This is a genomic window from Methanosphaera sp. (assembly GCF_016282985.1).
Taxonomy (GTDB): Archaea; Methanobacteriota; Methanobacteria; order Methanobacteriales; family Methanobacteriaceae; genus Methanosphaera.
Genome location: NZ_JAEELZ010000085.1, coordinates 1 through 25,073, shown reverse-complemented (window position 1 = coordinate 25,073; position 25,073 = coordinate 1). Strand labels below are relative to the sequence as shown.

Annotated in this window: 26 protein-coding genes; 8 read left to right on the top strand and 18 right to left on the bottom strand. The window is 31.5% G+C overall.

The genetic code is table 11. From position 1 onward, the window contains the following. The 15 genes from QZZ11_RS04955 to rpl7ae all read right to left on the bottom strand — a co-directional run. On the bottom strand, positions 1–4,179 hold a 4,179-nt coding region (locus QZZ11_RS04955; protein ID WP_292474112.1), incomplete at its 3' end, for a hypothetical protein. Between the two features lie 502 nt (positions 4,180–4,681). Further along, a complete protein-coding gene (locus QZZ11_RS04950; RefSeq protein ID WP_292474110.1) occupies positions 4,682–4,837 on the bottom strand; it encodes a 30S ribosomal protein S27ae in 156 nt (51 codons plus the stop codon). A 26-nt stretch (positions 4,838–4,863) separates the two neighbouring features. After that, on the bottom strand, positions 4,864–5,199 hold the full coding sequence (locus tag QZZ11_RS04945) for a 30S ribosomal protein S24e (protein WP_292474109.1): 336 nt from the start codon (positions 5,197–5,199) through the stop codon (positions 4,864–4,866). Between the two features lie 7 nt (positions 5,200–5,206). Next, a complete protein-coding gene (locus tag QZZ11_RS04940) occupies positions 5,207–5,716 on the bottom strand; it encodes a DUF359 domain-containing protein (protein ID WP_292474107.1) in 510 nt (169 codons plus the stop codon). Between the two features lie 12 nt (positions 5,717–5,728). Next, positions 5,729–5,917, bottom strand: coding sequence for a transcription elongation factor subunit Spt4 (gene spt4 / locus QZZ11_RS04935; protein ID WP_292474105.1), 189 nt, complete (start codon positions 5,915–5,917; stop codon positions 5,729–5,731). Positions 5,918–5,945: 28 nt separating this feature from the next. Then, positions 5,946–6,494 (bottom strand): DNA-directed RNA polymerase, encoded by a 549-nt coding sequence (locus tag QZZ11_RS04930; protein ID WP_292474114.1) that lies wholly within the window; start codon positions 6,492–6,494, stop codon positions 5,946–5,948. 28 nt (positions 6,495–6,522) lie between these two features. Further along, complete coding sequence (locus tag QZZ11_RS04925) at positions 6,523–7,050, bottom strand: inorganic diphosphatase (protein ID WP_292474104.1); 528 nt, start codon at positions 7,048–7,050, stop codon at positions 6,523–6,525. Between the two features lie 49 nt (positions 7,051–7,099). Next, on the bottom strand, positions 7,100–7,468 hold the full coding sequence (locus tag QZZ11_RS04920) for a PIN domain-containing protein (RefSeq protein ID WP_292474102.1): 369 nt from the start codon (positions 7,466–7,468) through the stop codon (positions 7,100–7,102). A gap of 24 nt (positions 7,469–7,492) precedes the next feature. Beyond that, complete coding sequence (locus QZZ11_RS04915) at positions 7,493–8,722, bottom strand: translation initiation factor IF-2 subunit gamma (RefSeq protein ID WP_292474100.1); 1,230 nt, start codon at positions 8,720–8,722, stop codon at positions 7,493–7,495. 54 nt (positions 8,723–8,776) lie between these two features. Further along, positions 8,777–9,172, bottom strand: a complete 396-nt coding sequence (locus QZZ11_RS04910) for a 30S ribosomal protein S6e (RefSeq protein ID WP_292474099.1) — start codon at positions 9,170–9,172, stop codon at positions 8,777–8,779. A 74-nt stretch (positions 9,173–9,246) separates the two neighbouring features. Continuing rightward, positions 9,247–11,088, bottom strand: coding sequence for a translation initiation factor IF-2 (gene infB, locus QZZ11_RS04905; protein ID WP_292474097.1), 1,842 nt, complete (start codon positions 11,086–11,088; stop codon positions 9,247–9,249). 392 nt (positions 11,089–11,480) lie between these two features. After that, positions 11,481–11,933, bottom strand: a complete 453-nt coding sequence (gene ndk, locus QZZ11_RS04900; protein ID WP_292474096.1) for a nucleoside-diphosphate kinase — start codon at positions 11,931–11,933, stop codon at positions 11,481–11,483. Next, entirely contained in the window at positions 11,930–12,088 is a 159-nt protein-coding gene (locus QZZ11_RS04895) for a 50S ribosomal protein L24e (RefSeq protein ID WP_011406229.1), read from the bottom strand. The genes ndk and QZZ11_RS04895 overlap by 4 nt, the downstream gene beginning before the upstream one ends. A gap of 77 nt (positions 12,089–12,165) precedes the next feature. Then, the gene (locus QZZ11_RS04890) at positions 12,166–12,372 is read right to left on the bottom strand and encodes a 30S ribosomal protein S28e (RefSeq protein WP_112124000.1); all 207 of its coding nucleotides are present in this window, start codon (positions 12,370–12,372) and stop codon (positions 12,166–12,168) included. Between the two features lie 234 nt (positions 12,373–12,606). Then, the gene (gene rpl7ae, locus QZZ11_RS04885; protein ID WP_292474089.1) at positions 12,607–12,978 is read right to left on the bottom strand and encodes a 50S ribosomal protein L7Ae; all 372 of its coding nucleotides are present in this window, start codon (positions 12,976–12,978) and stop codon (positions 12,607–12,609) included. Between the two features lie 392 nt (positions 12,979–13,370). On the opposite strand from rpl7ae, the gene QZZ11_RS04880 reads away from it, so the two are divergent. Together QZZ11_RS04880 and QZZ11_RS04875 are read left to right on the top strand one after the other, a co-directional pair. Then, positions 13,371–14,192, top strand: coding sequence for a UbiA family prenyltransferase (locus QZZ11_RS04880; RefSeq protein WP_292474088.1), 822 nt, complete (start codon positions 13,371–13,373; stop codon positions 14,190–14,192). Between the two features lie 22 nt (positions 14,193–14,214). After that, positions 14,215–15,372, top strand: a complete 1,158-nt coding sequence (locus QZZ11_RS04875; RefSeq protein WP_292474086.1) for an ORC1-type DNA replication protein — start codon at positions 14,215–14,217, stop codon at positions 15,370–15,372. Positions 15,373–15,539: 167 nt separating this feature from the next. Here the strand turns inward: QZZ11_RS04875 and QZZ11_RS04870 are convergent, their stop codons facing one another. After that, entirely contained in the window at positions 15,540–15,707 is a 168-nt protein-coding gene (locus QZZ11_RS04870) for a hypothetical protein (RefSeq protein ID WP_292474085.1), read from the bottom strand. Positions 15,708–16,439: 732 nt separating this feature from the next. On the opposite strand from QZZ11_RS04870, the gene QZZ11_RS04865 reads away from it, so the two are divergent. The 5 genes from QZZ11_RS04865 (at position 16,440) to QZZ11_RS04845 (ending at position 21,300) form a co-directional block, all read left to right on the top strand. Next, positions 16,440–16,877, top strand: a complete 438-nt coding sequence (locus QZZ11_RS04865) for an archease (RefSeq protein ID WP_292474083.1) — start codon at positions 16,440–16,442, stop codon at positions 16,875–16,877. A 107-nt stretch (positions 16,878–16,984) separates the two neighbouring features. Then, positions 16,985–18,433 (top strand): RtcB family protein, encoded by a 1,449-nt coding sequence (locus QZZ11_RS04860; RefSeq protein WP_292474082.1) that lies wholly within the window; start codon positions 16,985–16,987, stop codon positions 18,431–18,433. 6 nt (positions 18,434–18,439) lie between these two features. Further along, a complete protein-coding gene (locus tag QZZ11_RS04855) occupies positions 18,440–19,201 on the top strand; it encodes an S-methyl-5'-thioinosine phosphorylase (protein WP_292474080.1) in 762 nt (253 codons plus the stop codon). Positions 19,202–19,266: 65 nt separating this feature from the next. After that, the gene (nadA, locus tag QZZ11_RS04850) at positions 19,267–20,184 is read left to right on the top strand and encodes a quinolinate synthase NadA (RefSeq protein WP_292474078.1); all 918 of its coding nucleotides are present in this window, start codon (positions 19,267–19,269) and stop codon (positions 20,182–20,184) included. Between the two features lie 135 nt (positions 20,185–20,319). Next, the gene (locus QZZ11_RS04845; protein ID WP_292474077.1) at positions 20,320–21,300 is read left to right on the top strand and encodes a hypothetical protein; all 981 of its coding nucleotides are present in this window, start codon (positions 20,320–20,322) and stop codon (positions 21,298–21,300) included. An 18-nt stretch (positions 21,301–21,318) separates the two neighbouring features. Here the strand turns inward: QZZ11_RS04845 and QZZ11_RS04840 are convergent, their stop codons facing one another. Continuing rightward, positions 21,319–21,954: a site-2 protease family protein gene (locus QZZ11_RS04840; protein WP_292474075.1), complete on the bottom strand. Its 636-nt coding sequence runs from the start codon at positions 21,952–21,954 to the stop codon at positions 21,319–21,321. A gap of 236 nt (positions 21,955–22,190) precedes the next feature. On the opposite strand from QZZ11_RS04840, the gene QZZ11_RS04835 reads away from it, so the two are divergent. After that, positions 22,191–23,969, top strand: a complete 1,779-nt coding sequence (locus tag QZZ11_RS04835; protein WP_292474073.1) for an MJ1255/VC2487 family glycosyltransferase — start codon at positions 22,191–22,193, stop codon at positions 23,967–23,969. A gap of 37 nt (positions 23,970–24,006) precedes the next feature. Here the strand turns inward: QZZ11_RS04835 and aroE are convergent, their stop codons facing one another. After that, positions 24,007–24,855 (bottom strand): shikimate dehydrogenase, encoded by an 849-nt coding sequence (aroE, locus tag QZZ11_RS04830; RefSeq protein ID WP_292474072.1) that lies wholly within the window; start codon positions 24,853–24,855, stop codon positions 24,007–24,009. Positions 24,856–25,073 lie beyond the last annotated feature (218 nt).

Genomic DNA, 25,073 nt, shown 5'->3' with positions numbered 1-25,073 from the left:
TTCCATCATAGCAGGAGTAATTTCAATACTATTGTTACTACCAATATACACGTTTTCTACTGGGTTACCGTCAAATACAGCAGTGATGTTAATTGGACTTCCAGTTACAGGCGTATAAGGAACTTTAACAATACCTTCATCAGTAGTGTTTACTGTGTCATTGAATAAAACATTACCTTCTTTATCAACAATAGTTATGTTAATTGGTTCGTTAGGAACGTTAGCAGTACTATTCTTGAGAGTGATTGTTGCAATAGTTTCATTATGAGCTACAGGATTACCTGAATCAATTTCAATAGTAGTTGGAAGTTTTTCAACTTCGAAGTCATCTTCACCTTTAGCAGAATTATAACCACTATGTTCATCAGGAACAAAAGTAGCAGTCACAGTAACATTCTTACCAACAGTAGTGTTAATAAACTCACTAGTAAATGTAGTGTTAGTATTACCATTAGGAATTACTATATCCACAGCAGGAGTACCATCACTAAATTCTAAATGAATTGTACCGTTATTAACCGGCTTATTATTAGCATCAGTAAGGTAAACAGTAATCTTACTAGTACCATTAATAACAGTATCATCAGCACCAACACTTATCACAGTATCAATAGATTGTACATCGTCACGTTTTGTTTCGTTTTGACAATCTTTAAATACGTATGTTTTTCCGTTGTATACGGCAGTGTAAATGATTTCACCATCTGTTACAGGTGTGTATCCTACAGTTATACTTCCATCAGGACCTGTAATTACGGTAGTAGTGTTTAAGTTATTACCATACTCATCAACGATAGTAACAGTTACTTCTGCATCTTTTATTCCGTTAGGGGCTATATTACCATTCACATCATATAATGTGAATATAGCTGTTGTTGGAACATGTGCAGTAATTTCATCTCCAGTATCTATTGTAATGTTTGTTGGAGCTTCTTGAACAGTTAAATCATTAACATCACTAGATTCAACATAAGTATCGTTACCTGCATAAGTTGCAGTAATCTTGTTCATAGTTGTATTTTCTATTTTAATTTCTGCAACTCCATTTGTGGTAAACTTACCATCTTCACCAGTAGTTACTTCAATAGGTTCATCCAAGCCAGGTACTGTAATGTTTAGTTTTGCACCAGGAATAGCTGCTCCACTATCTGTTTCAGTTAATGTACCTGTCACGACAATAGAATCTCCGACAGTGATTACTTCAAGGTCATCTAAGGAAGTAGTTGTTGGAATCTTATCTGCATTGAAGCCTTTAGTTACTTCTTCGGATTCATTATAATTTTCTGTACCAAGATATTTTGCTACAACATCATAATGACCAGACCTATCTGCAATATAATCCGGATACTCGAAAGTACCGTCAGAATTAACATCAACCTCTTCAATAAATGAAGTACCATTTTCACCAGTAATAGTTAATCTTACTTTACCTTCAGTAATTGGAGTACCTTCGGCTTCATCAAGAACTATACCAGTTATAGTTGGTTTATCCCTAACTGTTACATCATCAATATCATCTAAAGTCAATGTTACATTTCTTTTAAGAACATTGAATTTAATTGAATTTACTGATGCGTTGAATCTGTCAGTTAAACCAGCATATTGTACATAAACTGTGTGTTCACCTACAGGCAAATTAGGTGTTACAAAAACATCATATACACCATCAACGACACCATCCGGGAATTCGATGTATGTTTCGTTTTCCGGATCATCAAATCTTATTATCAATGAACCATTAGCGCCAACATTTTCATAATCTTTCACAGTACCGCTTATATCTACCGGATCAAAAACGGGAACATCGTCACAGTTAACTTCCGTGGTTGTGTTTGTGATTTTGTACACTGTAAATAGATAAGTCTTGTTAAGGAAGTGCTTATCTGAGGTATATTTAAGAGTTGCCGTAGTATTATAAGTTGTAAACTTATCTACAGGAATAATTAATGTAGCTTTTGAATTAACAACATTATCCTCTTCACCACAAATAAGTTCATCACCAACGTATATTTTGATGGTACCGTTTTTAACTCCACCTTCCTTAACCAAGTCTGCATAAACAGCTCTTAAGTCAAATACAACTTCAGTAGTATTTGTAGGACCATCCGTATCATTTAATGTTACGTTTATGATAGGTACAGGAGTATTAGTACCAATTAATGGAATTTCACTTTCTTCAGTAAATGTTTTCTTTTCACCATTTAATGTGAAAGAAATTTCGTGATCCAACGTGTTGTCAATATAAGTGTTTCCTATCATGGTAGGATTAGTGTATTCATCACTTGCCAACATATCCCTGTAATTATTGGTGTTGTTCTCAAAGTAATTGTTTTTAAAAGTTACATCACCAAACATTACTTCAATATCATAGTTTGTTTCACCGGTAATAGTATTGTTATAAAATTTATTGTTTTCAAATACTGTATCCTCTGTGAATGCAAAGAAACCTATAGTACTACCCCTACCAGTGTTGTTAATAAAAATACTGTTTTTTACGGTAGCACTTCCTTCTTCCATGAAGAACAATGCACCATTACCTGCACTGTAATCATCTGATTCATCAGATGATGTCATGTTGATAACTGTAACATTATCCATAGTTACAGAACCACCACTTTCTACAACTAATCCTCCAAATACATGTGCATAACCATTAGTTATTTCTGTATCTTCTACAATTAATGTACCTTCATTAATGTTGAATACAGCACCTGTGTTAGCAGTCATATCTGTCAATCGTGAGTTTTTAACTGTTGTTTTACCTTCAGTATATATTGTTCCACCATAGTATTGATTACCTTGATCTTCTGCAATTATTACATTACTAATTGTAACATTATCCAGTTCAACATTACCTTTCAGGTTAGCAACAGCTCCTCCAAATTTAACTGCTTCCAAGTTTGTAAAATCACTATTTGTAATTGCAATTTTACCGCCTTCCTGGTTGATTATTGCTCCACCTTCAGTGTTTGCTTTAGCTGTGTCAATTGTAATATTGTCTACAGTCATAGTACCTTTTATGTTAGAAATTACAGCACCATAATCCCCTTCAATATTGTTAAATACACTGTCAGTTATGATAACCTCTGAACCATTAGACCAGATTGCTCCACCATATAATGCATCAGCATCTCCAGTATTTGTAACAGTAATATTATTGAATGTACAATTCTGGATAATTACCTTTCCAGGAGGAGTTGTAATTGCATTTCCATTCCATGGGTCACTTGGAGTAGGTGCACCACCAGGGTATGTTGCTATTGCTCCACCATAATTTAATGAGTCACAGTTAGTGAATGTACAGTTAATTACTGTTAAATTTCCACGGTTATCAATTGCACCACCAAGAGTAGCTGTATTCCCATCCGGATGATATTGTCCACTTGCATTACCATCCTTGAATTCAATATTTTTAACTGTGATACTGAATTCCGGTTCAATACTTAACATGTTGGTTCCACCGTGACCGTTCTGTCCAGACCATATTATATGTTTTCCTTCTTCTCCAATGATACTATATGATTTTGCCCCATTGGAAATTTGACCATTTGAATTATATGGACCATATGGTGCAAAACTTGTATATTGATCACTAGCCCATAATGCATTTCGTTCAGAGATTATGATAGCTTCATCGGCATCATTATCTGTTATTACATAAATAACATTTCTAGTGTTTGTTACAAGTTTTTGAGCAAAGTTCATATTTGTTGGATATCTCAGGGTACCTAATTGACTTCCACTAATAGTACCATAAGGAGTATCATAGAAAGTAAATGTGTAAGGATCTTGTTCTTGAGCTATTCCATCCTTATTTGGTCCCCATCCACTTGGACTTACATATATGTAATTTGGATTATTAACAGTTGGTGTTCTTTTAACAGCCGCATTGGAAGATTGTATTGCCGGTGACTTTGTAATAGTATTTGTGTTTGTCTTTGTCTTATTATTAACCTTCTCAATAGTTTTCTCTTTTTCATTCAAATTATCGCTTTTTACAGTTTCATCAGCCACGTCTTTTGATACGGAATCATAAGATGTGGTTGAAACTTCTGTATGTTTAACTATTTCTTGTGTTTGTGTATTATCAACATCGGCTGCACTTATGGCTGTTAAACCGACGAGTAATATTATTGTAATAAGAAGAAATGTTAAACCTGTTTTAATATGAAATTTCAAAAGAGGTTCCTCCTATTATATAAGTAAATTTTTTATTTTTTTATTTACTCACGATTATTATATTAGACAAATAAGTTTAAATATTTATCTTTATTCAATTTTAAGAAATAAATAGCAGTATTTTTCATTATCAATCATGACAATTATTACTTTTTTAAATTAAGAAACTTTTTGACCAAACGTAATACTTTAAACATTGAGAATACTTTATTTATTTTTATGGAAAATATCCGATTATATTATAAGAATTCCTAAACATATACAAAAAAATGTGATTAATTATAAAAAAATTTGATAACTTACGAACTTTACTATTTGAAATTTGTTCAATAAGATATGTGAAAAAGTATACAAAAACTGTATTAAATTTATGTTATTAAGTTAATAATCAGGTTTAGTTCGATTAAAATAAAAATATTAACATTTAATAATTTAACAGAAAAAAAAATAATTTAAAAATAGTTAAGTGGAGGGGATAAATTAAAATAAATAATCATATTATTTATTCATTTTTCCATTGTGTGTATCCACAACGACCACATGCGTATCTGTCACCGTGGTCTGCCATGAATATACCGTGTGAACATCTTACACATTCTGGGTTTTTTCTTACGATTTTACCGTCTACTACATCGTATAATTCATATTTTTTTGACATCTGTTTCTAACCCCTTATAATTATACTTATTCTGCATCTTCAGCTGCTTCTTCAGCTGCTTCTTCTTCTGCAGGTTCTTCTTCTGGTTCTTCGTTTTTAGCAATTACTGCTTTTGGTTCAATTTCTTGTAATTTTTCTACGGAATCGTACACTTTTGCTAATCCAACTGCTTTTGTAGCTCCATAGCTAGGCTTCATGTTGTCCACCACGAGGAGATCGTTGGATGAGTCTTCGAGTGCTACAATTTTGTGTTTTACATCTAAAAGGTTAGGTGTTCCTTCACTAGGGTAGTCACATTCAAATTCAATTTCAGTCCTGTTTAATAATGGGTTTTCTTTTTTTGATAAGATTTTTATTTCCATATTATCGTTATTCCTTAATTAATTGTTTATAATAATTTAAAGCTCGTTCATAAGCTTCATTAACTTTTACCAATACAACACCTTCATTTGGTTGTCCATATAAAATGAAAGTATCGTTTGGTGAGTTTATTACACAAGGTATCACTGCCAGGTCTTCTTCTCCATTTACTTGTATTATTAATGGATTATTTTTTGAAGCTTCCTTGATTGATTCAATGCATACTTCAATAAATTCCTCAGTTAATACTCCTGCTGGATTATCTACATATTTTATGTTATTTGTATGATCTAAGTTATGTTCTATAGGTTCTCTTTTTGTTAGGTTATCAACTATGCATATTTGTGGTTGTATACCATTTTCAAACAGCTTCATTGATGTAACGTCACCTATAGATATAATCAGTTTATCTTCTTCTAATTGTTTTTGTAGTGATTTTTCAATTAAGTTAACAGATTTGTGCAATTCACCGAAGGGTTTCCTAAGTTCCTTTCTTAAAGATTTTGGTAGTCTTAGCACAATTGGTTCTCCTTATTTTTTTCTTACTTTTAATGCGTATCTTCCCGGTGAAGTAATGTTTAGCTCCTGGGCTAACTCTGATTCATCAGGGTCAATCACTACTATTAATCCTGTCCAATCAGCTGATGTTTCTGTTCCACATAATGGACATGTCTTATCAAATGACACATAGTTACATCTTGGACATGCTCTTTCAGCCATGATTAATTCTCCTTAAACTTGTTCATACTTATTTTTTGGATTTCTGTTTTTCTTCTTCAATCCATTCGAAACGACCTAATCCAGGTTGTCTCATTGTTAAACCAATTTTACATTCTTTTGTAGAATTTCCTTTCATACTTAATGCTACTATTCTTGCTCTTACATAATCTGTTTGTTCAAGTGATTTGTTTGTTTCGTTTGCCACAAGTGCTCCACGTCTTTCATCATAGGTGATGTAGTCGTTGGTTACCTGTGATACGTGTACTAAACCATCCAATGGACCTATTCTTACAAATGATCCGAATTCAATTATCTCGATTACTTCACCGTCAACCACTTCATGTAGTGTTGGTGTGAAGAATAATGCATTAAATGTTACGTGATAAAATGCTGAGCCATCACCTATTACCACTGTACCTTCTGAATGTTCAAGTACTTCTGTAACTGTGATAAGGATACCTAACTTTTTATCTAGTTTTCCTACATATTTTCTGTTAAGTATTTCAGCTGCCACTTCTTCTAATGGTCTATCAAACATATTAGGTGGTACTCTTACTGTATCTTCTATAGTTGCTATTTCGTACACTTTGATACCTCACATATGTTTATTCATATTTTTCTTTATATAATTCAATAGCATGTAAAACAGCTTCTTTTGCAGCCTGGTTGTCTTCCCATCCTTTAACTTCAACTGTTTTATTTTCTAATGCTTTGTATTGACTGAAGAAATGTTCAATTTCTTTCAAGTAATGTTCTGGTAATTGAGAAATATCAGTTATATCAGCAAATCTTGGGTCTTCTACTGGTACTGCTAATAACTTATCGTCACTGTCTCCCTGGTCAATCATTCTCATAATACCGATTGGTCTTGCTTCAATGATACATCCAGGAAATGTTGGTTGATCCATTATTACCATTACATCAAAAGGATCTCCATCTTCCCATAATGATTTTGGCATGAAACCATATTCTGCCGGGTAGTGGAATGGTGAAAATAACACTCTGTCAAGAGCTAATGCTTCTTTTTCTTTGTCATATTCATATTTGTTTCTTGATCCTGTTGGAATTTCTACAACTACTGTGATTTCTTCAGGTACATTGCTTCCTGATTCTATGTCTGTCCAAAGATTCATAGTTTTTCCTCCAATATCTCTTACTGTTTTTAAGAGTTTATCTAAATACTTATATAGTATTTACATAACCGTCTACTTCTAAGAATCTGTGTTGTCTTAGGTATACAACAGTAATTCCTCTTTTTTTAGCTCTTTTTCGAAGAATTTTATCATTTGTACATAAGACATCCATATCCGTACAAAGATTTAGTAACAGGTTATCGACGTGATCTGTTTTATCAACATGTGCTATGATAAAATCATCACTTTGTGCTATTTGTAGTGCAATACTACAAGCAATTTTATCTTTTCCTTTAACTTTCTTCTTCAAAGATACTAGTTCATCGATTACAATTGATGGTACAATTAAATCATAATATGATGGCAGCAATAATTTTAATTCTTCCACCACATCAACGCCTAATTGAATCATCATCATCAAAAATTTGTATCAACCACTGCCTTATGCTTTGATGATACCATAACCAATAAGCCTCCATCTAGCTCCTACTCTACGGCTTAAAGCTACACGTTGACCTTCTTCTGCACATACAGGTAACTTAAGTTGTACATCTACCTCATTGTCTCTTGCACTTGTTACAAGACCAACAGTAGTTGAAGTACCAATATTTATCATTAAGTTTTCAGAAGAATGTATCGGTTCAACATCAGTTTCGTTTTTAGTACCAACAACCCTATCAAGTAAATGTGTTTGCATAGTAAATTCTTGAATGGTTGGTGGTAAAGTTCCAGGTTTTCCTGCAATAGAACCGGACAATGAATCTGCCTTGGTAAGTGCCGGATCCAATAATAATGCAACACCAATCAAACCTCCAGGAGCAACTTCATCAACGAAGTTATCAGCTGCTTCCAGTCCTGTAATAGTACTGGTCAAGCTTCTCCATTCAGATTTACCTTTCTGTTTAATCTGAATTCCAGGTTTAATTTCTATATCATCACCGACTTTGAGTTTTCCTTGAATGAGAGAACCACCAATGATTCCACCATTAATCTTCTTAGGATGTGTACCCGGTTTGTTTATATCAAAAGATCTTGCAACGAATAATTTAGGATTTTTACGTAAGGATCTTCTAGGTGTTTTGATATGTCTTTGAATTGTTTCAATAAGAATATCAATATTTGCACCTTGCTGAGCAGATATAGGTATAATCGGTACACCTTCTGCACAGGTTCCCTGTACAAACTCTTTAATCTCATGATAGTTTTCTATTGCTTTTTCCTTAGTAACCGTATCAATCTTGTTTTGTACCACGATAACATTTTTTACACCGATAACATCCAATGCCATAAGGTGTTCTTTTGTCTGTGGTTGTGGACATGGTTCATTAGCTCCTATAACCAATATTGCCCCGTCCATTATAGCTGCACCGGAAAGCATTGTTGCCATAAGGGTTTCGTGCCCAGGTGAATCTACAAATGATACTTTTCTAAGTACTTCCGTTTTAGAACCGCAGTGTTCACAAGTTTCTTCAGTAGTGTAACATTGAGGTGAATCACATTCATTACAAGTTCTGAATGTAATGTCAGCATAACCTAACCTTATTGAAATTCCTCTTTTTGCTTCTTCACTGTGTGTGTCAGTCCATATTCCTGATAAAGCTTTTGTAAGAGTAGTTTTACCATGGTCTACGTGACCTACTAATCCAATGTTTACTTCGGATTGTACTTTCATTAGTTACACCTCCATAGATAATAAATTATCAAAAAGTAGTAGATAATTTAGTACCTATTCTTCTTGTACTTCTTCTTCAGGTTCTGCAAAGATTTCAGCTAGTGTTTGTTCTCCTCTTTCTGAAACTTTTACGTTGATTTGTGAGATATCGTCTGCAATAGTGTTTCCACGTACAGTTTTTCTTCTTCTTAATCCTTTTTTGGTAGGTTTGAATCCTACACCTTCACTTACTAAACTTTTGAATCTTCTGGTACCGTCAACATCAGGTTTCATTGGGAAACCGTTTTTGTCACTACCACCAGTGATTGTGAGTTTGTAACCTTTAAGTCCTAAAACTCCACCGTTGAATTCGTCTCCAATTTTAAGACCGTTTACGATTTTTGCATCTTTGTCATCTAATTCTAATTGATAAGTTTCATCTGCATCTGATACTACTACTTTATATGCCATTATAGGCCTCCGTTTATTATTTTTAAGTATTGTTTATTGTAGTTACTTAATCCTACATCACTAATTGTAATATATTAGTAAAAGTCTTCATATTCATCTTCATCCAAAGTGTCAAGTTCACTCCAATCAGTGTTTACAACTCCCCAATTTGGATCTTCACTCTGTTGTTTGATTTCTTTTAGCTCATCAAGAGTTAGAAGCTCATCATCCAACATTTTATCCCCTAATTCGTTAAGTACAGCCATGTAATTTCGTTCATCCATGTCAACATACAGGACATCGCCTTCTTCAAAGTCTTTCTCAAATGTAGCATCAGCTATTGCCATTGCTACCTTGGAACCTCTCGCAGCTTTAGGAAGGCTTTCACCATTATCCTCCATACTTTCTACACGACCAACATACATTCCCTTATCATTTATTAATGTAGCGCCTTTTTCAATAATACCGGACATTATTTCAACACCAGCTATTGCAGGCTTACTGTTACGGAATACTAATTTTGGTATTATACGTATACTTGATGGACGTACAATGGACTGTAATCTTTCCTTTTTCTGACGTTCCTTTGCAGTTGTAACCCATTCCATGTAATCTTCAGTTAACTGATAAATTACAGAATCCTGGAATACCTGGATATCCTGGCCATTAAGTTCTTCTTCTGCTGATGGAAGTATGTTGACATTAAATGCAACGATAACTCCATACTTAGGATCTTCTTCATACATGATTGATGCATTGATAATATCCCTACGTGAAATATCTCCTATTTCTGCAGATTTGATTGGAACATCCTTCTGATCAAGAATGTTAACTAATGCTTCCAAAGAACCCAATGTGTCTGCCTTAACAATTATACCTATATCATTTGTCTGAATACGTATGTTATCTACTTCTGACAATAAATCTTCTTCAATTCTTAAATTATTGTCATTAGCTACTTTAAGAGGTGAACCACTTACAACATCATCCACTTTAGGTGCTACTATTTTAACACCGGCTGCTGCAACAATTTGGTCAACATCTTCAAACATTGTTTTTGATTCCCTGATTTCTTCCAATGCCTTAGGTTTAAGTAAACTTCTAATTTTTGTAGAAATAACCTTATTATCCTTGGTTAACATCATAATATGGTCATTTTTATTCAAAACACCATCATACAATATTGTATCAATTGTTAAACCAAGACCTTTTTCCTCTTTAACTTCTAAAACTGTTCCTGATGCAGGTGCATCCTCTTCAATTTCAAGTTGTTTTTTAAGGTACTGGTATGCTAAACCTAATAGCATTGTCAACAATTCAGGAAGTCCTTCACCAGTTTGAGCACTGATAGGAACAATAGTAATTTGACTTGCAAAGTTACTTATTCTATCGAAACGCTCTGATTCAAAACCTTCTTCGTGTAGAGTTCCAACAATTTCATATAATTTCTGGTCTAAATCAAATGCAACTTTAGAGTGTTGATTTTGAATTACTTCACTAAATGAAGCATTATCCGTAGAATTCCAACCAGCAATTCTATCTATCTTGTTTGCCGCTACAACAAAAGGTGTTTTTGATGACTTTAAAATATTTAAAGCTTCATATGTTTGAGGTTTAAAACCTTCATTAACATCCAATATCAAAATAGCCAAATCAGCTAAAGATCCACCACGCTTACGTAGTGTTGTAAAAGCTTCGTGACCGGGTGTGTCAATAAAGAATAATCCCGGCAACATATCTTCTATTTTCATTTTTTCTAGAAAATCACCACAGATTGATGATATAACATCCATAGGTATTTCAGTTGCACCAATATGCTGAGTAATTCCACCAGCTTCCTTGGATGCAATAGTACTTCCCCTAATATGATCAAGAAGAGTAGTTTTACCATGGTCTACATGACCTAAAACTGACACTATAGGTGATCTAGTTTCCATTTCTCTATCCCCATAAAAAAACTTATACTCCCACAACAAGTGTAGGACTTGAATAAATTATTGTATTATTTAACAGTAGGTTAAATACATTGTTCTATTACCATATTAATTTCTGAAATACTGCAAAATCACTTGAATGTTCTCTGAAAAAACTTTACAATAGTCATATACGTTATCTTGAGTTTAGAACACATACTTATTTGAAATATTGAAATTATCCCAATTAATCAATAAAAAAATTTTATTTTTTTATATTTGCGCAAATTAAAATAAATATTGTTTGGGTTTCTGAAGTTATTGATTAAAATACTAAACTTCAATATTACTAATATCTAGCTAATTACAATAATAGCAAAAAGAGCAAATAAAAGAATTATATTCTCTAATAGCTCTTATTCATATATAATATCTTCATCAGGTAATTCATAATCACAGAATTCTGATTCATCGAAGAATAAACCTATTTCTCTTACTGATGATTCTTCAGAATCTGAAGCATGAATAACATTTCTACCGAGGTCTATTGCATAGTCTCCACGGATTGTGCCAACATCTGCTTCTTTAGGATTTGTTGCTCCAACCATTTTTCTTACTTGAGCTATTACATCATCACTTTCTAAGACCATAGCAAATACTGGTCCTGAGGTAATGTATGAAACTAAATCATTGAAAAATGGTTTTTCACTATGTTCACCATAATGAGTTTTTGCAAGCTCTTCTGAAATCATAAGAGTTTTAGCTGCTATTATTTTAATACCACGTTCTTCAAATCTTGATAAAATTTTACCTGTTAATCTTCTTTTTACTGCATCAGGTTTTAACATGGCGAAAGTTCTTTGTCTCATTGTTTAACCCACTTAACTTTTCTTGGAATTCTACCAAGTTTATTATTTTTTTCACATTTACTACTACAGAAGAAAGAAATTGATCCATCTCTACGGACATACATTTTACCTGTACCTTCTGGAATTTCTTCTCCACAGAATGAACATGTTCTCATTTTTAAACTCCTAAAAATTCTCTAATAATAAAGAATATCATCACAATAAAAAAATTGATAATCAAAGACTCACATACTTATGGAGTTCTGATTTCTTTAGCTTCTCTTATTGTATCTAGTAACATTAAAATGTCGCCTTCTTTGATAGCTCCCATAACGTTTCTAGTGAGTATTCTTCCTTTATCTCTTCCATCAAGTATTCTGCATTTTACTTGCATTACTTCTCCAGTCATTCCTGTTCTTTTTAAAACTTCAATAACTTCAGCTGGAGTACCGTCTTCCATATAATCACCTTATAATTTTGATTGGTTAAATAAAAAATAATTTACCGAAGTGACACTAGAAATTATTTAAAAAAATTAATAGAAAGAATACTTCTTCCATAAATAAATACCCGTTAATGAATATTCAATTTATTATATTAACTTATCTTTTAATTTTGTAAAATTTAAATAAATGCTAAGAGTTCCAACTTCTAAGTAAGATTGATTATTTATTAGTATATTACTCCAATCAGATTAGTTTTTGAGTTCTGCAATTTTTTCAACGATTTCGTTAACTAATTCTTGACCTTCACCAGCATCAATAATACATGCGGATGCAGTGCCAACTTTAAGTCCTGCAGCTTCTCCTAATTCTTCTTTGGTTGGAAGGTATGCGTAAGGAATTTCTTTTTCTTCTGCTAAGATAGGTAAGTGTGCAACAATTTCTGCTGGTTCAATATCTTCAGCAATTACTGCTAATGCAACATTGTTTCTTTCAATGTTTTTAGTAACTTCGTTAGTTCCTTTTCCAATTTTACCTGTGTCTCTTGCTACTTCTAAAGCTTCGTAAACTTTATCAGCTATTTCTTTTGGTACTTCAAATTTTACATATACTGAATTTGCCATTTAATTGTCCTCCAATTATCATCTGGTTTTTTAACCATCCATCCCCATGCTAAAATGTGTATAAGAAATTATAATATATTAAAAAATCCACATACAATCATTTAACACTTCGTTGTCTGATTAAATGACCATTCTACTAAAATATAATTTTATATAATAAAAAATATTCTAATTTAAAACTCCTTAATGAGTGATACTCATTCGCTCACAGTTTTAAGTATGTTAAAAATTAGTTATTTAATACTATGTTTAACAATATATATAAACTTATGTTTGGATTAGAAAGTAAATGATTGTTGTTTAAGAAAATTCAAAATATTTCAAAATAAAATAAAAATTTAAAATAAGTTACACATATATAATAGTAATATAATATTTAAGTGATTTATACAATGAACCCATATGTTGAAATTCTCAGACCTGGTAATGCCATAATGGCTTTAATAGCCGTTGTATTAATGGCAATTATTGGAAAAACTTATTCTATTGGAATCATATTAGGTGCCATCAGCGTATTTATAGCTACTGGTGCAGGTAACACGATCAATGATTACTGTGATAGTGAAATTGATAAAATCAATAAACCAGAAAGACCAATTCCATCAGGTAGAATAACATTAAAAAATGCTTTGTATTATAGTCTGATATTATTTGTTATAGCAACAATTATAGGATTTTTCATATCATTTGAAAATGGCGTTACGGTAATACTCTGTTCCATTCTCATGATATTATATGCATATGATTTTAAACAGAGATGTCTCATAGGAAATATTTGTGTTGCCTTACTTACCGGTTTAACCTTTGTTTATGGTGCATTAATTACTGGAGATGTCTATCTTGGAATATTTTTAGGATTCTTTGCTTTCTTAATGACGCTTTCACGTGAAATAATTAAGGACACGGAAGATATTGAAGGAGACAAAAAAGAAAATGCAAACACTCTTCCTATAAAATATGGTGCAAAAAATGCGGTGATAATTGCCGTTATATTAAATATATTGACTTGTTTACTCAGCCCTATATTATATATTTATAATGTATTTTCAATAGTCTACCTGCTCATTGTTCTAGTAGCTGATATAATATTCATATATTCAGCAATTTTAGCACTTAAAGATCAATCTAAAGAAAACTTACATAAAGTATCGAAACTTATGAAAATAGCTATGTTAATTGCATTTGTATCATTTGCAATTGGTAGTATAATATAATGGTAATGGAGGATAAAAAATAATGGATAATTTAAACGATTTTCTAATGTATGATGAAACCATATTCCAGGATATGACCGTGTTCAATTCAGATTATTTACCAGAAAACTTCAAGTTAAGACAACCACAAATGGCAGAAATGGCATTATCCTTAAGACCTGCACTGAAAAAAGGTAAACCTATCAACAACCTCATACTTGGTCCACCGGCAACCGGTAAAACAACGGCAATAAAAAAATTATTTGAAATGGCTAAAGCTGATTGTGAAGATGAAATAATATGTGTGTATGTAAATTGTCAATTACATTCTACAAAATTTGATATCTTCTCCCAGATACATAAAAAAATATTTGGACATGCCCCTCCTGAAACTGGTGTTCCATTTGCACGTGTATATAATAATATTATGAATGAATTATATGATTCCGAGAAGGCATTGATTATTGCTTTGGATGATATCAATCACCTCTTCCAGGGAAATATGATTAGTGAAATATTCTATGATATACTTCGTGCACATGAATCTTTTGAAGGTGTACGTACTGGAATATTTGCTGTTTTATCAGATATTGATTTTAGATATGTGTTAGACCAGAACGTTGGATCCATATTTAATGCAAATGAAGTAAATTTCAATCCGTATAACTATGAAGAAACTTTTAAAATTCTTCAAGAAAGAGCAAGACTTGGTTTCTTCCCAAATGTTATTAGTGATTCTTTAATAGAAAAGATTACTGATTATACTTTTGAAAACGGTGATCTTAGATTGGGTATTGACTTACTTCGTACTAGCGGTAATAATGCTGAAGTAGATGCTTCACGTGTAATTACAGAAGAACATGTTGATAAGGCAATTGCATCTGCTGGTGGAATAAGTCTTAGATACATTCTTGATAACTTATCTGAAAAAGAACAGGATCTGTTAAAATTCATTACCAGAATAAATGAGAAAAATATTACTTCCGGTGAATTATACAAAGCATATAACCGTGAAAATAAGATAAGTTATGCTACATATAATAGATTAATAAATAAATTAGAGTTTCTTAGATTGATTGATACAACTTATACGGGTACTGGTCAAAAAGGTAATTCTCGTTATGTTTCATTAAGATTTGATGGTAAAGAAATTAGAGATAATTTACCTGGTAAAAAAAGTAGAGTTCGAATAATTAACTAAAAAAGAATTAATAAATTATATAGTACTCATTTAAAAGAATTGAGTCGAATAATTTATTATCTTTTTGACCTGTTTTCTTTTTTTGATTTTTATTTTTGTTTTCATTTTTAAGGAGTTTGAATATTGACATTTTTCATCACTTCAGGAAGTTTTTTTAATAATTTTCATTATACTGTCAATACCACTAATTTCATTGACAATAGGAATAATGAAGATACTGTTATAATTGTAGCTACTGATGCAAGATCATAATCTTTAATCTTGATATCATTAACTATGAAATTTCTTTTTGGTTCTAGAGTTCTTATTTTGTTTTGTCCCATATTTTCTAACATTTTTATCACCTATACTTAAAAAAATTAATCCGTGGAGATGGATTTATCAACGGATTTAATCATGTTTCCATACTTTTTCTATCTACTTCTGTTAATATAAAGGACATCTTAAGGGTCCTGATAAGTAAAAAGGGGTATTGAGAAGTACTATAGGGTGAGCATGAAAAGAAATGTTGGGAGGTAATGATAAGTAATGATAATCATAATGAAAAGTATTCTCTGAAATGAAAAAAAGTAATAAAAGATAATAAAAAAAGTATTAAAAAAATTAAGGGGTCTTGATAAGTAATAAGCAAGGGAAGATGAAAAATACTCCAAAATGTAATAAAAATTAATGAGATTTTAATAAAAAAGCAGAAAAAGTAAGGGGGTTACTGATAAGTAATGAAAATCAAAAAATAAACAAAAACCAATTAAAACAAACAATATTAAAAATTAAGATATAACAACAACCATTAAAATAAAATAAAAAAATTAAAAGTCAATTAAATAAAATAAAATAAATTTATTAAATAAAAATAGTTAAAATAAGTTAAATATTTATTATAGTTAAAAAAACAATTAAAACATCAAAATTTTATAAAACAAATCCTTTAAATACTGTAAATAAATAAAATAAATTTTTTTAAATTTTTAAATTAAAAATAAAGGAAAATACGAGAAACAAAAATTTCAACTTAAAAAAATAAAATATTCTAAAAAAACAAATAAAGATTTAACATAAATAAACATATGAATAAAAACAATCCTAATTTTAAATATTTTGACACTACTGCAGACATCGGAATAGAAACAAAATCCAATGATATTTCAGATGCATTCATAAACTCTGCACTTGGAACAATGAACCTGATTACTGACATTGAAAAAATCCAAACAAAAATTACAAAAGATATTTATATAGAATCTGAAGATGAATACGGATTACTATATGACTGGATAACAGAGTTACTTATTTTACTGGATAGTGAAAATTTCATAGCTTCACAATATGATATAAACATAAAACAGGAAAACAATTTATTTATTCTTCAAGGAAATATTTCCGGTGACATCTACGACACAACAGTATACAATTACAAAACAGAAGTTAAAGCAATCACATATCATGAGATGAATATACAAAAAGAAGATAACAAAATAAAAATCAAATTTATCGTAGATTTATAATACAAAATTAAAAGTATTGAAAAAAACAAAGATTAATAATAGATAAAATTTTAGAAAAGAAAATTAAAAATAAATTCTTTTAATTATTAATAAACTGAGTGAATAAAATGGTAGGTAAAGCGGATTTAGAGAAAATAAGAGATGGAGTTTATGAAATTCCATCATCTGCTAGAAAAGATATGAGAGTACCAGCTCGTATATACTTAGATGATGAATCAGCAAAAACTATTGAAGATAGTGCTATTAACCAAGTGGCAAATGTTGCATGTTTAGAAGGTATACAAAAAAGATCCATAGGATTGCCTGACATACACTTCGGATACGGATTCAGTATAGGTGGAGTAGGAGCATTTGCAGAAAACAATGGTGTTATAAGTCCTGGCGGAGTGGGTTTTGACATTAACTGTGGAGTACGAATGATTAAAACAAACCTCACAGAAGAAGATGTTAAACCTCACATGCAGGAACTGGTGGATGAACTATTTAAAAAAATACCTTCAGGTCTTGGAAGTAATGGTATAAAACATTTAAAAGAAACAGAAATTGATGACGTATTATTAAATGGTGCAACCTGGGCTATAGAAAATGGCTACGGTTGGGAAGAAGATCTTAAATTCCTGGAAGAAAATGGATGTATGGCCGGTGCAGATCCGGATTACGTCAGTACCAAAGCAAAAAGAAGAGGAATTCCCCAACTAGGTTCTCTTGGTAGTGGAAACCACTTCCTAGAAATACAGTCAGTAGGCGACATATACGATGAAAGTATAGCAAAAACTTATGGTTTGGAAAAAGACCAGGTTGTCATATTAATACATACCGGTTCAAGAGGCTGTGGATATCAAATTTGTGCAGATAACCTTCGTGAAATGGATAAAACTGCAAAACGTTTGAAAATGAACCTACCTGACAGACAATTAGCTTGTGCCCCTATAGATTCTGATGAAGCACAGAAATACTTAAAAGCTATGGCTGCTGGTGCAAACTATGCTTGGACTAACAGACAAATGATTCAACATTGGACCAGGGAAACTTTTGAAAACATATTCCAACAAGATGCAGATAGTTTAGGCATGCATGTTTTATACGATGTTGCCCACAACATTGTTAAAAAAGAAAGACATCAAGTTGGTAAAATTAAAAAGACAGTTTATGTGCATAGAAAAGGTGCAACACGTTCATTCGGCCCAGGAAATAAAGAAATTCCTCAAGAATATCGTGATGCCGGTCAACCAGTACTTATACCAGGTACAATGGGAACGTGTTCATACGTATTGGCAGGTACAGAAACTGCCATGAAAGAAACATTTGGTTCAACCGCACACGGTGCTGGTCGTGTACTCAGTCGTTCAGGTGCAAAACGTGAATTTTCACCAGAAGAAATACAGAAACAATTAAACGATAAGGGAATATTGCTTAAAGCAAACTCACAACCAGTTATTGCAGAAGAAGCTCCTAAAGCATATAAAGATGTAGATGCTGTTGTAAAAACTGCAGATGATGCAGGAATAAGTAAACTTGTTGCACAAATGAAACCATTAGGTGTAATTAAGGGGTAGTATTAAATGATAGGAATCATTGGCGGAACAGGTACTGATTCTTTAAAAGATAATTATCCGATTATACGTGAAGAAAACATTACAACAAAATACGGTGATGCACCAACAATAAGCATTCTGGAAATTGAAAACAAAGAAGTTGCTTATATTCCAAGACACAGTGCCGGCCATAGTGTGCCACCACATAAGATTAACTACAGGGCAAATATTGAAGCATTAAATATAATTGGTGTAAACCAAATATTTGCAACAAACTCAGTGGGATCTTTAGATACCAATATTCAGCCGGGAAGTCTATTAATTCCAGATAATTTTATAGACTTCACACATAATCGTGCTTCAACATTCTATGATGAAGAGGTAGTACACATAGATTGTACAGAGCCTTACTGTAAAAATCTCAGAAACATACTGATTAGCTCAGGTGATGTTCATCCCTATGGTATATACATTGCAACCGAAGGTCCAAGATTTGAAACAGGTGCTGAAATACAGTTCTATAAATTAATTGGTGGAAAGGTAGTTGGTATGACTGGAGTTCCGGAAGCAGTACTTGCAAGAGAAAAACAAATGTGTTACGGTAGTATCTGTGCTGTTTCAAATTATGCAGCTTCCATCTCCCCACATAAATTAACAATCAAGGAAGTTGTTGATGCAATGAAAGATTGTGAAGAACAATTAATTCAAATTTTACGAAAAAGTATCAAGAAAACTAAAGAAAATTTGAATTGCGAATGTCAAAATATATTAAATGATGCTATAATCTAATAAATTATTTATGTTAAAAAAATTATAGTTATTTCAAGAGTCTAAAATAATAGAAGAGGATAAGTATGACTAATGAAATTATAACTGAAATTGAAGAACTTAAAAAAGAGAAAAACGCTATTATATTAGCACATAATTACCAGCCAAAGGAAATACAGGAAGTTGCTGACTTTGTGGGTGATTCTTTAGAATTATGTATTAAAGCAAGCAAAGTTGACGAAGCAGATATGATAATTTTCTGTGGTGTTAATTTCATGGCTGAAACTGCTGCCATTATTAGTCCTGACAAGAAAGTGTTACTACCAGACAATAGGGCAAACTGTCAAATGGCAGATATGATTTCATTAGAAGAACTGAAAGCTGCTAAAAAGGAACATCCTGATAGTGAAGTTGTATTATATGTCAACAGTAGAGCAGAAACCAAAAGTGAAGCTACAATAGTTTGTACTTCAGCTAATGCCGGAAAAATTGTTTCATCGCTGAAAGGTGACGATTTCATATTTGCACCTGATAAAAATCTTGGAATTTACTCTGCAAAGGCATCCGGTAAAAAAGCAATTATTGTACCTGAAGATGGTCATTGTTATGTTCATACAATGTTTAAACCGGAAGACATCAAACAAGCAAGAATCGATTATCCTAATGCAAAGATTGTTGTTCACCCGGAATGTAATGATGATGTAAGACAACTTGCAGATTATGTTGAAAGTACAGGTGGAATGGTTAGACTTGCAAAAGATCCTGAAATCAAAGAGTTAGTTGTAGGTACTGAAATAGATTTGGCAACAAGACTTAAAAGAGAAAATCCTGATAAAGAATTCTATCCATTGAGACGTGATGCATTCTGTTTAACTATGAAACTTATTACTCTTGAAAAAATACGAGATGCTCTTAAAGAAGAAAAATATGAAGTAATTGTTGATGAGGAAATTGCCAAAAAAGCACGTGTGGGTATTCAGAGAATGCTTGATTTATCACAATAATTAAATTCCTCTTCTTTTCTATTTTTATAAATAAACACCATAGGAGGCTTTAAAATTAAGTTAGATGAATTTAAACCTTCAATTGACAAATATTATGTTTGTGGAATAATACTAGTTTTACTTGGATTTTTAATTTTGTTTACAAATTACATTGACTCATTCGTTACTCAACTACTCTGGCCACTTCTCGAAGGTTCTTCTGAAGGAAAAACCGTGCTTTTCCTATGGATGCTGGGCGTAACCATTATTATAACATCGTACATTAGAAAAAATAAGATGATACGAGAAAAATTATACAAAGATAAAAATAGTAATTTAAAGTATCTTAAACTTGCAATAATAATATTAATTATAAGTGCTTTCATAGGCTTGTTCATAGAAGCATACATCAGACATTCCTTTGGAGTATCATTTTATACAATACTTACCTCAATGAATCCAAGTACCAGCACTACAAGTCCAATGCATTCACATGCATTCAAATCAGTACTTGGAATATTTGCAAACAACATTGTACCTTCACACGTAAATACAGGTTCATCCATTCTCCAATATGTGATGCCATATGCATTGGTAATAATAATACTTTGGCCATTAATTTATGTTTTAGGAGTTATTGGAATATCAGACATGAGAGATTTGCACAGATTTGTTGCAATCATAGCATTATGTGTTGCATTAATCGGATTAATAGACGGTGGAATATTTTCACAACCATTCCTTATAGGTTTTGGATTTTTATTGCTGGTTTATTTCTCAAATGAAAAAATAGGCATAAAATATTTCATAAATCCTATCGTGATTATGGGTTTTATACTTTTATTAGGTATGTTTATAGAAGTAGGTGGTAGTGATACTGCCTGCCATACATTAACTGTTGTTAATCAGACAGAACCTGTTGATATGAGTGAATTTAATGTGACTAACATTGAAGTTAAGGACAATATAACAACATACACACTAAATTGTACAACACCGGATAAAACTTTAATAAAACAAGTATTTGCAAAATTCAAGGATAAATCAGACCTGACTTTTATGTCATGGAACTTTTATTCATATTTAGACAATCCAACAATGAGAATGAGACAAAATCATTCCTTTAACTATTTTTAAAAAAAATTGAAGAAGAAATTATATTAACGTTATTGTATAAGACATATAAGTTAATATTCCTGCTACTGCTATTGTAATAATATATATTGGTAAATTCCATTGGATAACTTTAGAACCGTCCAAAGGTGGAATTGGCAATAAGTTAAATAGAGCTAGGAAACTGTTAACATTGAAAGTTAAAACCAATGTCAGCAATACAATATACATCATTCCAGCATTTTCCATTGTTAAATAGGATCTTAGTGACAGTGTTAGGAATAATGCGATTAATGCCAGAACAATATTTACGATTGGACCTGCTATGGATATTTTTCCATTCTCCTCATCAGTTACCATTCGCCCATATGATCCGAAGTATACTGCTCCTGGAGCAAATATCATAAAACCAAGGGGAACTGTTAATAAACCTAAAATCAGTCCATAGTTCCATTTTCTGAATTCTGAGAAAAATCCGAATCTTTGTGCTACAACCTTATGTCCTAGTTCGTGTAATATAAATCCCAAACCAACTGCTATAAATGAGATTGGCAAAAATAACAATAAACTATCTACGGACCACCCAAATGGTCTTGTAACCGATAAGGAATATAATACTGTCAATGCAATTACTGCAATAGTTATGTCTCTAATTTCTTCTCTACTAAAAGTTATCATAAAAAATCCCTTTTTTTAATTATTATGTTACTATATTAGAACAGATATATATTAATTATTTTTGTATTGACATTACAATTTTGAAAATCCAAATGATTCAAGAAAAATTTTTCTATAATATTAGCAAAAACAAAAAATAAACATTTAAAAAAAATCATACATATAACATAATAAATATATTAATAAATAATTATTTAGACAAAATACAAAAACAAATACTTCAAAGGTGTGGTTTAATGAAAATAAGTATTATAATACCTACATATAACGAAGAAGAATTTCTTCCTAACTTGTTAACGAGTATTCAGAGACAAGGATTTGATGATATGGAAGTTATTATAGCTGATGCGCATTCTGCAGATAAAACTGTTGAAATTGCAGAAAGTTTTGGTTGTAAAGTTGTTCCGGGAGGTTTACCTGCAACCGGAAGAAATAATGGTGCAACAGTTGCCGAAGGTGAACTGTTACTATTCCTGGATGCTGACAGTGTGCTTACAAATAACTATATTTCATCAGCAATAGAAGAATTTGAATTACATAACCTTGGAATAGCAATAACACAAATTGTTCCTCTGGAAAAAGGATTTATAAACCAAATTTCACATGAACTTGCCAATTACCTTACAAAACAGATATCACATATTAAACCACACGGTGCAGGCTGTTATGGAATTTTAACATATAAATCATTACATGAAAAAGTTGGAGGATTTGATGAAACAATTGATTTTGGTGAGGACACTGATTATATTGAAAGGATTGGTAAAATAAGCCGGTTTAAAGTTCTTGATAATCCACGATTATTAATATCAACCAGAAGGCTTGAAGAGGAAGGACTTAAGGACATTTCAATAAAATATGCTAAAAGTACTGCAAAACAACTTGTCGGGAAGAAAGTAACACTTGAAGAACTGGATTATAGCTTTGAACATGGAGTAAACATAAAGAAAAACAGGATTTTTTATTCTCTATGTGGTGAAGGTTTAGGTCATGCCATACGCAGTGCGGTTGTCATAGAATACCTGATTAATGAAGGATTTGACTTAATTGTCTTTGCAAGCGACAGAGCATACCAATACCTCAGTAACAAATTTGAAAACGTTTATGAGATTGGCGGATTCAATACAGTATACGAAGACAACAGAGTTAGAAATAAAAAAACTTTTGTTTATAACATGAAGGACGTTCCAAGTGACTTGAAGAACAATATTAATAAAATGTACAAATTGGCCCGGAAATTTAAACCTGATTTAATAATTTCGGATTTTGAATTCTATGCAAATCTTTTATCACATATTCTTAGAATACCTCTGCTATCAATAGACAATATGCATGTAATTACAGAAGCAAAATATGATTCTCCTAACAGATATACAAAAGATAAAATATTTGCAGAAGCAGTTGTCCATGCATTTATACAAAAGGCTGATAGAACATTGATTTATTCATACTTTTATCCTCCTTTAAAAAATGAGGATACAACAAAATATGTTTATCCAATTATCAGAGATGAAATTTTTGCACTAAAACCGAGAAATGGAAAACATGTACTGGTATATCAGACAAGCGATTCAAATAAGCAGTTAATTGAACTGCTAAAAAATAATCCTGAACAAGAATTTATTGTATATGGTTTTCATAAGGATGAAAGAGATGAAAATGTATTGTTTAGATCATTCCAGGAAGAACAGTTATTTAATGATTTTAAAGATGCCAAATGTGTTATTACAAACGGTGGTTTCTCATTAATTACTGAAGCATTGCAACTGGGAAAACCTGTTCTTAGTATTCCCGTCAATAAACAGTATGAACAAATACTTAATGCTATGTTTCTTGAGCGTTTAGGTTATGGAGAACATCATGATCAGATTAATCAAACGATACTCAATAATTTCATGAAAAACATTGAAGTATACAAAAAGAATATCAGTGAAAATTATCATAAAAACTATGACAATAAAGAAACTCTTGAAACCCTTAAAGAAACTATAAATGAACTAATGTATAACAATTAGTCCAACAATTTCTTTTTTTAAAAAAAAATAGTTTTAATTATTTTAACTGCTCCATCAAAGCTTCTTCAAATGATTTATATGAAGCTTTACAACCCGTGAATATTTCAAAAGATTCCAATCCCTGATTAATCAGCATGGAAGTACCGTTAATTGTGGTGGCACCATTTAACCTGGCTTCTTTTAATAATACCGTTTCAAGAGGGTTATATATTACGTCCATCACAATATGTTTTTCATTAATTTTATCTGTTTTTATTGGTGGTTCCACTTCATGTTTTGGGTACATTCCAATGGGAGTTGTGTTAATAATTATATCCACATCATCAATTAAGTCAGATGAATCTTTTATGTCAATATAGGATATTTCTTCAAAATCACACTGCATTTTTATATTTTCAATTAGATTACATGCATTTTCTTTTGAACGGTTCGCTATTATCAGAGAGTTGATATTTTTATTGATTAATGTGAATGATATAGCTTTAGATGCACCACCTGCTCCAATAATTAAAACATTTTTTCCTTCAAGAGTTGTATATTCCTGAATAGACTTTATTGCTCCGATTCCATCCGTATTGAAACCTTTTGCTATACCGTTTTTGAATTGAATTGTATTTACTGCACCTATCTTCTTAGCTGTTGGATCTATCTCATCAAGAAAAGGTATCACTGATGTTTTATGTGGAATTGTTACATTCAATCCTTTAATATCCAATGTTTTACATGATTCTATTAATTTTTCAATATTTTCCGGAAGAACATGGAATGCTACGTACACATAATCCATATTTAATTCTTTAAAAGCATTGTTATGCATTGGTGGAGACATACTATGCTCTATTGGATGACCTATTACTCCCACTACTTTAGTTTTTCCTGTTATCATAATTTCATCTCTCATTTTTTTCGAAACTAAAATTCTATATATAATTAATTATATATATTAATAATGATTTGTAAATTTTAAATCTCTATTTAAGCAAACACACATGCAGTATGTTTGTTTAAGCAGATGTTTGATTTTTTTTATAGATTGCTTAATTTTATCTGTTAATTTAATATGTAGGTTTGTTTATCCATAGTTTAAATATTATGTGTAAGTAT

Bases quoted from the DNA above. Each gene is read 5' to 3' on its own strand.
- QZZ11_RS04950 (WP_292474110.1), bottom strand. From the start codon at position 4,837: ATGTCAAAAAAATATGAATTATACGATGTAGTAGACGGTAAAATCGTA.
- QZZ11_RS04945 (WP_292474109.1), bottom strand. From the start codon at position 5,199: ATGGAAATAAAAATCTTATCAAAAAAAGAAAACCCATTATTAAACAGG.
- spt4 (WP_292474105.1), bottom strand. From the start codon at position 5,917: ATGGCTGAAAGAGCATGTCCAAGATGTAACTATGTGTCATTTGATAAG.
- QZZ11_RS04925 (WP_292474104.1), bottom strand. From the start codon at position 7,050: ATGAATCTTTGGACAGACATAGAATCAGGAAGCAATGTACCTGAAGAA.
- QZZ11_RS04920 (WP_292474102.1), bottom strand. From the start codon at position 7,468: ATGATGATGATTCAATTAGGCGTTGATGTGGTGGAAGAATTAAAATTA.
- QZZ11_RS04915 (WP_292474100.1), bottom strand. From the start codon at position 8,722: ATGAAAGTACAATCCGAAGTAAACATTGGATTAGTAGGTCACGTAGAC.
- QZZ11_RS04910 (WP_292474099.1), bottom strand. From the start codon at position 9,172: ATGGCATATAAAGTAGTAGTATCAGATGCAGATGAAACTTATCAATTA.
- infB (WP_292474097.1), bottom strand. From the start codon at position 11,088: ATGGAAACTAGATCACCTATAGTGTCAGTTTTAGGTCATGTAGACCAT.
- ndk (WP_292474096.1), bottom strand. From the start codon at position 11,933: ATGAGACAAAGAACTTTCGCCATGTTAAAACCTGATGCAGTAAAAAGA.
- QZZ11_RS04895 (WP_011406229.1), bottom strand. From the start codon at position 12,088: ATGAGAACATGTTCATTCTGTGGAGAAGAAATTCCAGAAGGTACAGGT.
- QZZ11_RS04890 (WP_112124000.1), bottom strand. From the start codon at position 12,372: ATGGAAGACGGTACTCCAGCTGAAGTTATTGAAGTTTTAAAAAGAACA.
- rpl7ae (WP_292474089.1), bottom strand. From the start codon at position 12,978: ATGGCAAATTCAGTATATGTAAAATTTGAAGTACCAAAAGAAATAGCT.
- QZZ11_RS04880 (WP_292474088.1), top strand. From the start codon at position 13,371: ATGAACCCATATGTTGAAATTCTCAGACCTGGTAATGCCATAATGGCT.
- QZZ11_RS04875 (WP_292474086.1), top strand. From the start codon at position 14,215: ATGGATAATTTAAACGATTTTCTAATGTATGATGAAACCATATTCCAG.
- QZZ11_RS04870 (WP_292474085.1), bottom strand. From the start codon at position 15,707: ATGTTAGAAAATATGGGACAAAACAAAATAAGAACTCTAGAACCAAAA.
- QZZ11_RS04865 (WP_292474083.1), top strand. From the start codon at position 16,440: ATGAATAAAAACAATCCTAATTTTAAATATTTTGACACTACTGCAGAC.
- QZZ11_RS04860 (WP_292474082.1), top strand. From the start codon at position 16,985: ATGGTAGGTAAAGCGGATTTAGAGAAAATAAGAGATGGAGTTTATGAA.
- QZZ11_RS04855 (WP_292474080.1), top strand. From the start codon at position 18,440: ATGATAGGAATCATTGGCGGAACAGGTACTGATTCTTTAAAAGATAAT.
- nadA (WP_292474078.1), top strand. From the start codon at position 19,267: ATGACTAATGAAATTATAACTGAAATTGAAGAACTTAAAAAAGAGAAA.
- QZZ11_RS04840 (WP_292474075.1), bottom strand. From the start codon at position 21,954: ATGATAACTTTTAGTAGAGAAGAAATTAGAGACATAACTATTGCAGTA.
- QZZ11_RS04835 (WP_292474073.1), top strand. From the start codon at position 22,191: ATGAAAATAAGTATTATAATACCTACATATAACGAAGAAGAATTTCTT.
- aroE (WP_292474072.1), bottom strand. From the start codon at position 24,855: ATGATAACAGGAAAAACTAAAGTAGTGGGAGTAATAGGTCATCCAATA.